This window comes from Shewanella vaxholmensis, assembly GCF_031932135.1.
Classification (GTDB): Bacteria; Pseudomonadota; Gammaproteobacteria; order Enterobacterales; family Shewanellaceae; genus Shewanella; species Shewanella hafniensis.
This window is the reverse complement of sequence record NZ_JAUOEV010000008.1, coordinates 46,239-61,321: the sequence shown is the minus strand read 5'-3', so window position 1 is coordinate 61,321 and position 15,083 is coordinate 46,239. Positions and strand designations below refer to the sequence as shown.

Annotated in this window: 9 protein-coding genes and 1 pseudogene; 1 reads left to right on the top strand and 9 read right to left on the bottom strand. The window is 50.3% G+C overall.

Features of this window, described 5'->3' with window-relative positions:
- Positions 1-47: 47 nt before the first annotated feature.
- The 9 genes and pseudogenes from selB to hutC form a co-directional block, all read right to left on the bottom strand.
- Positions 48-1,895 (bottom strand): annotated as a pseudogene (selB, locus tag Q4Q46_RS21330) (selenocysteine-specific translation elongation factor); the annotation flags it as partial.
- The gene (selA, locus tag Q4Q46_RS09100; RefSeq protein ID WP_311905774.1) at positions 1,892-3,313 is read right to left on the bottom strand and encodes an L-seryl-tRNA(Sec) selenium transferase; all 1,422 of its coding nucleotides are present in this window, start codon (positions 3,311-3,313) and stop codon (positions 1,892-1,894) included. The pseudogene selB and the gene selA, both read right to left, overlap by 4 nt.
- 97 nt (positions 3,314-3,410) lie before the next feature.
- A complete protein-coding gene (fdhE, locus tag Q4Q46_RS09095; protein ID WP_311905773.1) occupies positions 3,411-4,316 on the bottom strand; it encodes a formate dehydrogenase accessory protein FdhE in 906 nt (301 codons plus the stop codon).
- Entirely contained in the window at positions 4,316-4,957 is a 642-nt protein-coding gene (locus tag Q4Q46_RS09090) for a formate dehydrogenase subunit gamma (protein WP_006084873.1), read from the bottom strand. Before Q4Q46_RS09090 ends, fdhE begins: the two co-directional genes overlap by 1 nt.
- Positions 4,954-5,865 (bottom strand): formate dehydrogenase subunit beta, encoded by a 912-nt coding sequence (gene fdxH, locus Q4Q46_RS09085; RefSeq protein ID WP_011982053.1) that lies wholly within the window; start codon positions 5,863-5,865, stop codon positions 4,954-4,956. Before fdxH ends, Q4Q46_RS09090 begins: the two co-directional genes overlap by 4 nt.
- Before the next feature lie 2 nt (positions 5,866-5,867).
- Positions 5,868-8,882: a formate dehydrogenase-N subunit alpha gene (gene fdnG / locus Q4Q46_RS09080; RefSeq protein WP_311905772.1), complete on the bottom strand. Its 3,015-nt coding sequence runs from the start codon at positions 8,880-8,882 to the stop codon at positions 5,868-5,870.
- A 682-nt stretch (positions 8,883-9,564) separates the two neighbouring features.
- Positions 9,565-11,106, bottom strand: coding sequence for a histidine ammonia-lyase (gene hutH, locus Q4Q46_RS09075; RefSeq protein WP_311905771.1), 1,542 nt, complete (start codon positions 11,104-11,106; stop codon positions 9,565-9,567).
- A 54-nt stretch (positions 11,107-11,160) separates the two neighbouring features.
- The gene (gene hutU / locus Q4Q46_RS09070; protein ID WP_311905770.1) at positions 11,161-12,828 is read right to left on the bottom strand and encodes a urocanate hydratase; all 1,668 of its coding nucleotides are present in this window, start codon (positions 12,826-12,828) and stop codon (positions 11,161-11,163) included.
- A gap of 140 nt (positions 12,829-12,968) precedes the next feature.
- Positions 12,969-13,676 (bottom strand): histidine utilization transcriptional repressor HutC, encoded by a 708-nt coding sequence (gene hutC, locus Q4Q46_RS09065; RefSeq protein WP_311905769.1) that lies wholly within the window; start codon positions 13,674-13,676, stop codon positions 12,969-12,971.
- Positions 13,677-13,849: 173 nt separating this feature from the next.
- Here hutC and hutI point away from each other — a divergent pair, with 173 nt between their 5' ends.
- The gene (hutI, locus tag Q4Q46_RS09060; RefSeq protein WP_311905768.1) at positions 13,850-15,076 is read left to right on the top strand and encodes an imidazolonepropionase; all 1,227 of its coding nucleotides are present in this window, start codon (positions 13,850-13,852) and stop codon (positions 15,074-15,076) included.
- Positions 15,077-15,083: the final 7 nt, after the last annotated feature.

The window sequence follows — 15,083 nt, the reverse complement described above, 5'->3', positions numbered from 1 at the left end:
TCCGCATCCCGAACTTCTCGGCTATTACTGCGATACTTCCTACGGGTAAAACCACTTCTGTCAAAGAACTCAAGCAGTTGAATACTCACCTTACGCCCAAGCCCAACCATGTCTTTAAATTCTGCCGTTTCGAGCTTACCGTGTTCTGCAATATGAGTACGTACTAAGCTGGCGTAGTAACAGATTTGCTCGCTGAGCAAATATCTGTCCTTCACCACAGCAGTAATAAATCCCTGCTGCACCAGCTGGAAACACAGCAGCCTTAATTTGGCAGGTTCAAGCTCAAGGTATTCGCCCATTTCGGTGACCCACACGGGGGCGGTTTGCTCGGCAAGCCAAGGCGCAAGTGCCTGCCAACAATGCTGCGCCTCAGCATCTAGCACTATTTTGTGTTCAGCGAGCTGCAACAAGGCACCACGCAGCACCATGCGACCTTCTTGGCAAAGCGTGTCGAGCACTTTATTGGCTAATTCGGGCGGCAAAGCGCTATGGCTCATGCGCTGCAGGCGATTACGCCCAAGCCCAAGTTGGTCAGGATGCTGTTGATGGAACTCGCTAAGTAAAGTAATAAACTGTTGTTTTTCTTGCTCAAGTAAACGTGTGGCCACGGCAAACTCGCCAAGACGGACTAAACCCGCTTGGGCTAAGAGCATAGCGAGCCCTTCGTCGGTTAATTGCCAACGCCACGCAATTTCAGCAAGTTCTAGTGCCTGAGTTTGCCCGAGTAAAGCCACCACATGGGCAGGATTATCCAAGCGCGCTAATCGCTGTAATCTCTCGACTCGTTCAGGCGTGCGCTTCTTACGATTAGGGACTTTAAGTGCCAACACTCGCCCTGCACCTAAAGTCTGTTTACCGCCAATGTGGCGCAGGACGATACGGTCGTCTTGACATATAAGTAGCGGCTTTTCGAGTACCAACTCTGCTAGATAACAACCTTCTGCATTAGCTTCATTTAACAGCGAAACTCGCCCTAAAGTATGATCAGCGCCATGGTGACAGTGGACATTTTGCCAATGCACCAAGGGCTCAATACCTAATAAATCGAAGACTCGAATATGCACCACAGGGCGGCTACAGAGCTCGGCTTGAGGCAAGCTGCTCAACCAATCGCCGCGCTCTGGCGACCTATGGTTATCAACTCCGGTTAAATTGAGTGCTACACGTGTCCCCGTGACGGCCCTTTGGGCTTCATGTCCCTGACAATGGATGCCTCGTACTCTCAGCTTGGCCTTTTGTCCTGAGCTAAAAAGACTATCACCCACGCACACATTGCCGCTGATCACTGTGCCCGTAACCACACAACCTGCACCCTTCACACTAAAGGCGCGATCGAGCGTCATCCTAAAACTGCTGGCATCCTCAGCCCGCTTAGACTCCTGCTCAGCTAAATCAAGAATATGCGCCTTAAGTGCGGCCACACCATTGGATGCTAAGTCGGCAGTTTCACTTGCCGACACCTGAAAAACACCACTGGCCTCAATGCCATACTCGGCCAGCAAAGTGAGTCCATCGGCGACAAGCTGCTCAGCCATATCACTATCAACCAGATCCCGCTTAGTCAGCACTAAGGTCAAACTGTGAAGCGGTAAGAGCGCTAGGATTTGCAGATGTTCGCGGGTTTGCGGCATAACGCCATCATCACAGGCCAGCACGAGTAAGGCATGGCGAGCATGACTCACGCCCACCAGCATGTTGTTGATAAATTTTTCATGCCCAGGCACATCAATAAAAGCGAGCCGCGAACCATCCTTAAGCGGCATAAACGCATAGCCGAGATCGATCGTCATACCGCGGCGTTTCTCCTCCGGCAGACGATCGGTATTCATCCCAGTCAAGGCGCGAATAAGCGTACTCTTGCCGTGATCGACATGACCCGCAGTAACAATGATCACAACTGCACACCTAACGTGCTTAACTCGGCGAGTAGCTCGGCTTCACGATCAAGACCGCGTAAATCTAATCTGAGTTGATCGTTACTCATGCGACCGATGACAGGACGTGCCGCCTGCTTAAAGTGTTGTTCTAACAAACTTAAACTGCCGCCATCGCGTGCTATAAAACACAGCGCTACAGAGGGTAAAAAAGTATCGGGCTGCGAGCCACTGCCGACCTGTGTTTGGCACTCAACTAATTCAATGCGATAACGAGGTTCAAAGTGAGCTGCTAAAGCTTGCTGTAAGCGACGACCAATCTGCCATAACGTCTCTTGGCTGCGGGCAAATTTCGCCATAATGGGCAGCTCAGTGTCTAAGGTTTCAGGGTTAAGATAGTGGATTAATGTTGCCTCTAACGCCGCCAAAATCAGCTTATCGCAACGTAGGGCCCGCTTGAGTGGATGACTCTGTAACTGCTTAATCAGCGACTGTTTACCGACAATTAAACCCGACTGAGGGCCACCCAATAGTTTGTCGCCAGAAAAACTCACTAAATCGACACCATCGGCTAGCATAGCTTGGGGCGTAGGTTCTTGTTTTAGCCCAAAGCGGCGCAGGTCCGTCAGTGAGCCACTACCAAGATCCGAAATGAGTGATATGCCACGCTCACGGCATAACTGACCCAGCCTTGCCTCCTCCACTGCGGCAGTAAAGCCACTGATATGATAATTACTGGTGTGGACCTTCATTATTGCAGCGGTATTTTCAGTAATCGCCTGCTCATAATCCTTAAGATGAGTCCGATTAGTGCTGCCGACCTCGACTAAAGTGCAGCCTGCTTGGCGCATAATGTCAGGGATGCGAAACGCGCCGCCAATTTCCACCAACTCACCACGGGAGACTATGACTTCTTTCCCCGCAGCCACCGCTGACAGCATCAACAAAACCGCAGCGGCATTGTTATTCACGACACAACAAGCCTCGGCACCCGTTAAGCGCTGAATTAAAGCACTGATCGCATTATCCCTGTGACCACGTTCACCTGCCGCAAGCTCAAACTCCAGCGGTGTGGGGTAGCGCATAACAGAAGTCACGGCTCGAATCGCCGCTTCTGACTGCTGCGCTCGGCCGAGGTTGGTATGCAGTATGGTGCCAGTAAGATTCCACACAGGTATTAAGCTGTGGCTGTAATCTTTAGACAGTTGATCAACCAAACATCCGTGCAATTGCGCAAGCTCGCCACACCATGTCGGCAACCGGCGCTCACTGCCGATTAAGCTACGCGCCGCCTTTAACTGGCTATCCAGCGCCGCCTTTACTGCCACTTTGCCGTAAGACTGCTGCAATACAACAAAGCTAGGCTCCGCCAGTAAGCTGTCCATTGAGGGCAAAGCGCGGTACAAGGCTTGTGGCGTTTCGGGTGCTTGGGTCATCATCTGTGTCATCTTGTTTAAGTTATTGTCATCTGTTGGATAAAAAGCAGGAAGAGATCAGCAACCCGACTCCCTCCTGCATTGACTTAAGCTATTTGGCTTACGTGGTTTCGTGGGCCATTAGCAGTGGGTTCAATGTTGTCGCCCCAAAGCCTTTGGCATTTAGCTCACTGTCTAACATCAAGGTCGCGAGATCGTCAGCCGCCACATCCATAGAAGGTGACATTTCAACAAACATCATCTTGGTGTAGCCATGACATTCATCGCAGCTTTCGATCCGCACTTGAGCCTGAGCATCATCTAGCGACCAAATCGTCATCTCTTTGTCCTGACCGCAACTGGTGCAATGGGCGCGAATGTAATGCCACTCGCTTTCACACAAACTGCAATGCAGATAGCGCAAACCAGCACGGGGCTGATCGACTATCACGCTCGCCACGGGATGACAGCCACATACGGGGCACATACTCTGTTGTGCCACCTTACGTTGATCCATCCGCTTGATGACCATAGGTGCCCAATGCGACCAGTAGACGCCCATCGCCGCCCAGATGAATAAGCTAAAATGGGCCGGCACTTCACTGACATGTCCTTGGCGCAGTGAACGCCCCCACGAACTCAGCTGCTCGGGAGATTGCTGCATCAGCAAACGCACTACCCGAGCAATGGATTCATCCACTTGCGGCAACAAATCACTTAACAGTTGCTGTAGCAGTCCTTGCCAATAGCTATCTGCCTCTGAGCCCAACAGAGAAAGCGGAGTCGCCTCATCTTTCCCCCAAGCGAGAAGCTGACCGAAGTCAGCCTCCTCCGCCAATTTGGCCTGTATAGAGACCAGACGGCGGCACAGCTCAAAGTAGTCAGCCAGCGGCGAGTCCTTGGCCAATGACAGCAAACGCTGCGCCCTTCTGTGATACACAGCTTGGGGATCTGCCGCTTTTAACGGTTTTAGTTCCAGCGGCGATTCGCTGCCGGGGACCAGAGGTATCTCGGCTGTATGACTCATTATTTTTTCTCCACGTCCGAATGTTCATCCAACATCACTGGGTGATGTTTGCGGCACCAAGCCTTAGAGACTTTGCCGTAAAGCATGCCCGTGACCGACCCTTCCACCCATGTCGCCATCCAGAAATGCACCATCACAAAAATCAACATGATGAGCGCACAAATGGCGTGCAACAGAATGGCCCAACCCACCACAGTGGCGGAGAAATAGGGCGCAAAATAAGGCTGCCACATGATGATCCCCGTCACGGTTAAAGTGACAGACGTCAGCACGAAGGCGCGAAACAATACCTTTTGCCCTGGATTGTAATGACCGATAGGCGGGATTTTCTCCTCGTTCTCGAACATCACATCCTTAATGGCGAGCATCCAAGCGAGGTCGTGTTTTTCCCATTTGTTGTGTTTGTAGTAACGCACCAACATCAACATCAGCGGTAAGCACATCATCAAGCCCGCAATGGGATGAATGAACTTCGCCAATTGCGGTGTGCCCGCTATCGCCCCCAACCATTGAAACGACGGATAAAAGAAGGAAAAGCCAGTGAGAAAGGTCACTAGACCAACCGCCACAATGAACCAATGACAGATGCGATCGAACAGCTTGTGACGCACTATCATTTCTTGCTTATCATGCTTGCTCATTTGTCGCCCTCCTCTTCCTGCTTAGCCTCTTCCTCTGGCGGTTGATAACCCGGCTGGTCCTCTTCCACTATGTTGCGACCGACGGTGATCTTATGCAGACAAGCGACAGCGGCAGTGGCAAGAATGCCCATAGTGCCTAAAGGTTTGACCCAGTCTTGCCACAGAGTCAGTGACAGCGGGATCTGCGGGTTATCAGGCATGTTGTAGCTTTCGGGCTGATTGATATCGTGCAATATCATCATCATACCCGTACCACCTACGCCCTCAGGGTTATAGAGTCCTGCCTTAGCGAAGCCCCTTTCCTTCAGTTCTTCAACCCGTTTTTGCGAGTAAAACAACATGTCCTCACGGGTGCCAAAACGCAGCGCCCCTGTGGTACAGGACTTAACACAGGAAGGTTCCAATCCCACGGCCAAACGGTCAGAGCACATAGTGCACTTGTAGGCCTTGTTGTCCTTAGGATCGATTTTGGGCACATCGAAGGGACAAGCACTGGCGCAATAACCGCAGCCGATACACTTGTCCGAATCGAAGTCCACCACACCATTGGCGTGCTGGATAATCGCACCCGAGGTCGAACAGGCAGTTAAGCAGGCAGGGTCGGCACAGTGCATACAGGCCGAGTGGGTAAATTGCCAACGCAGCTTGTTGCTTTCCATCACCTCATGGAACTCCATCAGGGTCCAACATTGGCCCGATAGCGACATAGGGTTTTGATAACTGCCTTGGAACGTGCCCACTTCTTCCCGTAAATCATTCCACTCAGAACACGCCACTTGGCAGGCTTTACAGCCATTACACTTAGTGGCGTCGAACAGCTTGGCGACCTTTTCTGACGAATTACGCCCCTTTGCCGCAGGCGTCACCGCTGAAGTACCAGAGCGGCGGATAATGTCTTGTGATGCCATAATCAGAGCCCCTTCGCTTTAGTGATGTTAACCAAAAATGCTTTGAACTCAGGCACCTGTGTATTTGCATCCCCCACTTCCGTGGTGAGCACGTTACAGGAGTAACTCTTACGAGTGAGCGCATTATGGCTGCCGTGACGGGGTAACCCGACGGTATGAACTAACTGACCATTCACCTTTAACGGCTGCAGACGTTTAGTCACTAAGGCTTTGGTTTCAATGCTGCCACGTTTAGAGCTGACAGTGACCCAATCCCCATTGGCGATACCTTTTTCTGCCGCCAACATTTCATCGATTTCGACGAAGGTTTCCGGCATAGAAATCGCTGCCAAACGGGCATGAGTAGACCAAAAATTAAAGTGTTCAGTCACACAGTAAGTGGTTGCCACATAAGGGAAGTCCTTATGGGAACCTAAGGTTTCCTTCACACCCGGTAGCATACGTACCGCAGGGTTACTGGTGACCTTGTGTAACGGGTTCACCCCAATAGGCGACTCCATCGGCTCGTAGTGCTCAGGGAACGGACCTTCGGCCAACAACTTAAGGGCAAAGAAGCGACCCACACCTTCAGGTTGCATGATGAAGGGACCTGCGGATTCCTGTGGGGTTAACTTCATATTGAAGTCGCCCACATCGATACCATGCCACTTACCATCAACCCACTCGACGATAGTACGTTTGGGATCCCATGGTTTGCCGTTGATATCGCAAGAAGCGCGGTTATACAGCACGCGACGGTTGGCTGGCCAAGCAAATGCCCAGCCCGGAGTGACACCTTTACCCGAAGGATCATGGTTGTCGCGGCGAGCCATCAGGTTGCCCTCTTCGGTCCAAGAACCGGCATAAATCCAGCAGGCGCTAGCAGTACTACCATCAGCTTTGAGTTCAGAGAAGCTACTGAGCTGACGCTGAGTCACGAGATCCTTACCGTTAAGCTCGCGAGCAACTTCTTCGGCATGCGGCGAGTAAGGATTGTGGTAATCCCAACTTATCGCTTGCACTGGCTCAGGCAACTTACCGCCCTCTTGCTTGTACAGTTCACGCATTGCCATTAAGACACCGGAGAGAATCTCAGCATCTGGCTTGGCTTCACCCGGCGGGTTAGCGCCCTTCCAATGCCACTGCATCCAACGTCCAGAGTTGACGATGGAACCTTCTTCCTCAGCAAAACACGTCGTCGGTAAGCGGAACACTTCCGTCATGATTTCAGCGGGATTCACCTCGTTGAAGCCATCGGCGTTTTGCCAGAAGGTTGCGGTTTCCGTTGCCAAGGCATCCAGCACCACCATGTACTTAAGATTACTCAAGGCTTTGAGTACCTTATTGCGGTTCGGCATAGAATTAATGGCGTTAACCCCTTGGATAATGTAGCCATTCACTTCACCGTGGAAAGCCATATCTAAGTGCTTAGTAAAGTCGTACTGTTTATCCCACTTAGGCACCCAGTCATAACCAAAGTCATTTTCAACCGTGGCGTTATCGCCCCAGAAGCTCTTCATTTGCGAAATAAAGAATTTAGGGTAATTCTGCCAATAGTTGGTTTGGCCCGGACGCAAGGCGACAGGCGTGTAACGATCGAGATAGGTCTTAAGATCAGTGTCTTTTTCACTAGGTAACTTCAAGTAACCAGGCAAGCTTTGGCACAATAAACCCATATCGGTCGCGCCTTGCACGTTAGAGTGACCACGCAGTGCGTTAACACCACCGCCCAACACCCCAATGTTACCCAGCAGCAACTGCACCATAGCCATAGAGCGAATGTTCTGCGCCCCTTTAGTGTGGTGAGTCCAACCTAAGGCATACATAAAAGTCGCGGCTCTATCGTGGGTATGAGTGCTACCAATTTGTTGGCAAACCATCTCATAGTCCGCAATCGGCGTACCGGTAATATTGCTTACTGTTTCAAAGTCATAGCGCTCTACATGTTGCTTCATTAAGTTCCACACGCAGCGTGGATGCTCGAAGCTAGGATCGACTTTCGCGTAACCCTGTTCGTCTAACTCGTAGTACCAAGACTCTTTATTGTAGCTATCGGTTTCTTCATCGAAACCACTGAACAGACCTTCACTAAAAGAGAAGTCTTCGCGCACTATGTAACTGGCATTGGTATAAGCCTTCACATAGTCGTAGTTCACTTGTTTGGTTTCAATAAGATAGCGGATCACCCCGAGCAGGAAGGCGATATCTGTGCCCGAACGGATCGGCGCATAATAATCGGCCACAGCGGCGCTACGGGTGAAGCGAGGATCGACCACCAAAAGTTTAGCGTTGTTATGTTGCATTGCTTCTGTAACCCAGCCGAATCCGACAGGGTGAGCCTCTGCAGCATTACCGCCCATGATAATGATCAAATTAGAATTTTTAATATCGATCCAGTGGTTGGTCATGGCACCACGTCCAAATGTCGGAGCAAGACTTGCTACCGTTGGAGAGTGTCAGTTACGCGCAATAGTATCGATTGCAACTAGGCCCAGTGCCCGTGCAAATTTCTGGGTGATATAGCCGCCTTCGTTCGGCATCGCCGACGAGGTCATCATCCCAGTGCTAAGCCAACGGTTAACCGTCGTCCCGGCAGAATTCTTTTCAATCAAGTTAGCATCACGATCATCTTTCATCAGGCGGGCGATGCGTTGGTAAGCTTCGCTCCAGCTGATACGTGTCCATTCATTGCTGCCTGGCGCACGGTACTCTGGGTATTTAAGCCGATTAGGGCTATTTACATAATCCACTAAACCAGCGCCTTTAGGACACAAGGCCCCACGGTTAACTGGATGGTCTGCATCCCCTTCGATATGGAAAATACTCTGTTCGGCGTTCTTGCCATTACTTCCTTTGCTGTACATCAGCAATCCGCAACCCACTGAGCAATAGCAGCAGTTATTGCGGGTTTCTTTCGCGCTAATGAGTTTGAATTCCCGAACGGCCGCATAGGCCTTTTCGGACATCAATCCCAACGCAGAAATTGCTGAGGTGGCAGCTCCGGCAGCACACAGTCTAAAAAACTGGCGTCTGTTCATTGCGTCCTCTCACACTCTTGTCGTTATGAGTCTAGTGGTTGCTGTGGTTAAAATTGCAACCGATCGAGTGGGCCCACTTAAAGACCACACTTAATTTAAGATTATCCTTAAAGAGGAAATAGATAACAAATAATGACATGAGATCGAGATCGCAAATAACCAATCACAAAACTTAAATCCAAATAAATAAATAATATTGAAATTAAAAACCTTAAATAATGTAAAAAACACTTAATTCAAGAGTTAAAACCCAATAATACCAAAAGGACAATTTGTCTAAAAATGCAGGTACATATTGTCCCACAACCTAACCATATGGTTATTAAAAATAGTTTTAGATATTAAAATGTGTATAACGATGGCGGATAAAAACACAAAAGTGACGGTTTATTGAGGGGTAAGTAGCCACTGAAATTGACAATGTAAAGATCAGCGCAAAAAGTGCAGAGTCGGCGGTGTTAAACACACCAAAAGGGCAAAGATGAGGATCGAGCTAAAAAGGGGAAACACTCAATAAAAAGGCATAAGCAATCCACTTATGCCTTCGTTTTGTTTTATTTCAGCAGTTATGTTTAGCAAATTGGGGAGTGAATCGTGAGTATTTCAGCAAAAGCGCCCCAATACGCCCAACTCAACCGAGTCAACATCGACTGAGTCGTTTACTCACTCGGAGCTAAAACGCTTAAAAGCTCGCTAGCGTTCCTGCTGGCAGGTAAGCGTTAAAACTCGCTGTATATAACAGGTCTGTCGCGGCTTCGATATCTGGTGCGAAGTACCTGTCTTTATCGTAATAGGCGACGACTTCACGCAATTCGGCTTTGGCCTTAGCCACTGCAGCACTTGGCATTAAAGGTGCGCGGAAATCTAAACCCTGCGCCGCCGCTAACAATTCAATTGCCAGTACACCACGGGTGTTTTCGCTCATATCGCGCAAACGGCGCGCCGCAAAGGTCGCCATAGAGACGTGATCTTCTTGGTTAGCAGATGTCGGTAAACTGTCTACCGACGCTGGATGGGCGTAGGTTTTGTTCTCAGACGCCAATGCCGCCGCTGTTACTTGAGCGATCATAAAGCCTGAGTTCACGCCGCCATTTTTCACTAGGAAAGGCGGCAGTTTCGACAGGCTAGAATCAATTAACAGTGCGATACGACGCTCGGCAATAGAACCCAGCTCGGCAATCGCAATCGCCAGATTATCCGCCGCCATAGCCACAGGTTCAGCGTGGAAGTTACCGCCCGAAATGATATCGCCTGTGTCTTGGAACACCAGTGGGTTATCGGTTACGCCATTCGCCTCAGTGCCTAACACATCGGCCGCATGGCGAATTTGCGTTAAACAAGCACCCAACACCTGTGGCTGACAGCGCAGTGAGTAAGGATCTTGCACCTTTTCACAGTTTGCATGGCTCACGCTGATCTCAGACTCTTCGCCCAATAGATGACGGAAAATCATGGCCGAATCGATTTGACCTTTCTGACCACGGGCCGCATGGATGCGTGAATCGAACGGGCTACGGCTGCCCATCGCCGCTTCGACGCTCATGGCGCCGATCACTGAACTCGCCGCAAACAAGTCTTCGGCGTGGAATAAGCCTTCCAGCGCCAGCGCAGTCGAGGCTTGTGTGCCGTTAAGCAAAGCGAGCCCTTCTTTAGCCGCTAAATCGATTGGCTTAAGGCCGGCGATTTCTAAACCTTCGGCGGCGGAAATTAACTCACCTCGATAGCTCATCTCGCCTTCGCCCAGCATAGGCAAACACATGTGCGCCAGTGGCGCTAAATCGCCCGATGCGCCCACTGAGCCTTTTTCTGGCACGCAGGGATACACTTCGGCGTTCACTAAACTGATTAAGAAGTTAATCACTTCTAAACGAATGCCCGAGAAGCCACGGCTTAATGAATTGATTTTTAACACCATCATCAAGCGCACTGTGGCGTCTTGCATGTATTGGCCTGTGCCAGCGGCGTGCGACAACACGATTGAGCGTTGCAGTAATTGCAGATCTTCGGGCGCTATCTTGGTATTGGCCAACAAGCCAAAACCCGTGTTGATGCCATAAACGGTGCGACCTTCATCCAACACTTTTTGCACGATTTGCGCGCTGGTGTTGATGTCAGTAATGGCCTCTGGCGCGAGTTCGAGTGTCAGCTTATGGCGGCTGATTTCGCGTAATTGCGCTAGGCTCAAGCTACCCGGCGTTAACACTAAGTGATTCACAGATTTCATATTTTTAGCTCCAAGCTTTTAGTTATTATTGTTATTTTAAGAAGTTAGCATCGGCTACTCTTGCATAGGTAAGTCGAGGCCTTGCTCTTTGGCGCAGTTTTTCGCAATCTCGTAGCCCGCATCGGCATGGCGCATCACGCCTGTCGCTGGGTCATTCCACAGCACACGGCCAACACGTTTTGCCGCCGCATCAGTACCGTCACACACAATGACCACACCCGAATGTTGGCTAAAGCCCATGCCGACGCCGCCGCCGTGGTGTAATGACACCCAAGTTGCGCCACTAGCCGTATTGAGTAGTGCATTCAATAATGGCCAATCGGATACCGCATCTGAGCCATCCAGCATAGATTCGGTTTCGCGGTTCGGGCTGGCCACTGAGCCAGAATCTAAGTGGTCGCGACCAATTACCACGGGCGCCGACAACTCACCATTTTTGACCATTTCGTTAAAAGCTAACGCTAAACGAGCGCGATCTTTCAAGCCGACCCAGCAGATACGCGCAGGCAGACCTTGGAAGGCGATGCGCTCGCGTGCCATGTCTAACCAATTGTGCAAGTGTGGATTATCAGGAATAAGCTCTTTCACTTTAGCGTCGGTTTTATAGATATCTTCTGGATCGCCAGACAGTGCTACCCAGCGGAACGGGCCAATGCCTTCACAGAACAGCGGACGAATGTATGCAGGCACAAAGCCTGGGAAATCAAAGGCGTTTTCAACGCCCATCTCAAACGCCATTTGGCGAATGTTGTTACCGTAATCTAAGGTAGCTGCGCCGGCAGTTTGCAAATCGAGCATGGCTTGTACTTGCACCGCCATCGAGGCTTTTGCGGCCTTAACCACAGCAGCTTCGTCGGTTTTACGCATAGCTGCGGCCTCTGCCATAGTCCAACCCTGCGGCAGATAACCGTTTAATGGATCGTGGGCCGAGGTTTGGTCGGTTACGACATCAGGAGTAACGCCGCGCTTAACCAGTTCGGCAAACACATCGGCGGCATTTGCCAGTAAGCCAACAGATACAGGCTTGCCAGCTTGGTTTGCTTCTTCAATCATGGCTAATGCTTCATCGAGCGAAGTAGCTTTTTTGTCGACATAGCGAGTACGCAGGCGGAAATCGATGCGGGTTTCGTCGACTTCACAGGCTAACACTGAGAAGCCAGCCATAGTGCCCGCCAGCGTTTGCGCGCCGCCCATGCCGCCTAACCCGCCAGTGAGGATCCATTTGCCTTTAGAGATGCCCTCAAAGTGCTGTTTTGCGACCGACACAAAGGTCTCGTAAGTGCCTTGGACTATGCCTTGAGTGCCGATATAGATCCAAGAACCCGCCGTCATCTGGCCGTACATGGCCAAACCTAGCTTATCTAACTCGTTGAAATGTTCCCAGTTCGCCCAATGTGGCACTAGGTTTGAGTTAGCAATCAGTACGCGCGGTGCATCTGCGTGGGTGCGAAATACACCCACAGGTTTGCCCGATTGCACTAATAAGGTTTCGTCGTCTTCGAGGCGTTGTAAGACTTCGATGATTTTGTCATAACAATCCCAATCGCGGGCGGCGCGGCCGATACCGCCGTAGACGACTAAGTCTTCTGGGCGCTCGGCGACATCGGGATGTAAGTTGTTCATTAACATACGCATTGGCGCTTCTGTGAGCCAACTCTTACAGCTTAATTGTGTGCCATGCGGTGCAATAATGCGGCGGCTTGGGTCGTGGCGCTTATCCATTGAATTTTCCTCTTTCAACCTGTGGTGCTAAGTCGCTAATACGGGTTAGCACTATTGTTTTTATTGTGTTTTTATCTTTTAACTTATAAGGGTACAGCTATTTAAATTACTGATTTACATTGTTAATCACGCCACTGGCGTTACTTGCTAAAGGTTAAGTGGCCGCCGAGTTTAAAACGGCTACCTGGATGAACTAATTTTGCGAAACTCACGACGCCTTGGCGTGACCAAGTGCGTCGTAAAATCTGTAAACAGGGCTCAGTGGCGGGGATTTCGAGCCTTTGCTGTAATTCTTCACTGGCGATAATCGCTTCAATCGTGTGATGCGCCTCGGTCAACGGTGCCACTTGTGATAAATATTCGTGGGGCGTCTGCAAGGTAAAATCCTGCAATAAATAATCGGACACTAACTCGGGATTCACATAACGCTCTTCAACTTGCAACGGTAAGCCCTGCTCGCAATGCACTAATATCGAATGAAATACCGTTGCACCGCGCTCAAGCCCAAGGGAAATTGCGATACTCGTACTCGCCGCGACTTGTTCTAACACCCATTGCTGCACGCTATAGCCGTGGCCGCGGTCTTTTATCTCATCGGCAATATTGCGGATCGCCAACATAGACGACTGGGATTTACACCCTGCGACAAAGGTGCCTAACCCTTGAGAACGCTCAAGCACACCGCTATCCGTCAGCTCGGTTAGCGCACGTCGCGCCGTCATTCGGCTGCAGGTAAACAAATCGGCAAGCTGATTCTCAGAAGGCACGCGAGCATGCTCTTCCCACTCACCCGACTCGATAGAGGAGGTAATGTATTGCTTAATTTCTGCAAACTTAGGAGTAGCCAAAACATTTCCTCAATATAAAGCACTAGAATCTAGGTACTATTCACTCTTTCAAACGTTCAAAATTGCGGCTACAATCCTAGCTTGTATATACAAGTAAATACAAGCCAGCTCACATAAATTTAATAAACCGTTAATCACTTGGTTAACATCTGCCAGCACAGCGAGGGGAATACATGTCTTGGGATCAGGTTTGGATAGACGTTAACTTAGCCACAATGGACCCTTCCGTATCAGCACCTTATGGTGCGATCACCAACGCGGCCATCGCAGTAAAAGATGGTAAAATTGCTTGGCTTGGCCCCCGCAGCGAACTGCCCGCCTTCGATGTGTTGTCAATTCCCGTTTACAGGGGCAAAGGCGGCTGGATCACCCCAGGATTAATTGACGCCCACACCCACTTAATCTTTGCCGGTAATCGCGCCAATGAATTTGAGTTACGCCTACAGGGCGCCAGTTACGAAGACATTGCTCGTGCAGGTGGCGGCATTATTTCAACCGTTAAAGCTTGCCGCGAAGCGGATGAAGCAGAATTATTTGAACTCGGCCGTCAGCGTTTAAACGCGCTGGCCAAAGAAGGAGTGACTACGGTTGAGATCAAATCGGGTTACGGCTTAGATACTGAAACTGAATTGAAAATCCTGCGAGTCGCCCGCGAGCTCGGCAAACATCACCACGTAGATGTGAAGACCACATTCCTTGGCGCCCATGCGATTCCGCCAGAATATAAAGACAATAGCGACGGCTATGTCGACTTAATTATCAATAAGATGCTACCCGCAGTGATCGCCGAAAATCTTGCCGATGCGGTGGATGTATTCTGCGAGAATATCGCCTTTAACCTTGAGCAAACAGAACGCGTACTCAGCGCAGCCAAAGCAGCGGGATTAGAGATTAAGCTCCATGCCGAGCAGTTAACTAATATGGGTGGCAGCGCACTGGCCGCACGTCTTGGTGCTAAGTCTGTGGATCATATCGAATATTTAGATGAGGCAGGCGTAAAAGCCTTAAGTGAAAGCGGCACCTGCGCCGTACTGCTGCCCGGCGCGTTTTACTTTTTGCGGGAAACCCAAAAGCCACCTATCGATTTACTGCGCCAATATGGCGTACCTATGGTGCTCGCCAGCGATTTCAACCCAGGTTCATCCCCCATTTGCTCAACCCTGTTAATGCTGAATATGGGCTGCACCTTGTTCCGCTTAACGCCAGAAGAAGCCTTAACAGGACTCACCTTAAATGCCGCCAAGGCACTCGGGATTGAAGATAACGTCGGCAGTTTAGTCATTGGCAAACAAGCCGATTTTTGTCTGTGGGATATCGCCACACCGGCGCAGTTGGCCTACAGCTATGGCGTGAATCCCTGCAAAGATGTGGTGAAGAATGGCAAGCTAGTTCACCAGTAGCCTAAGT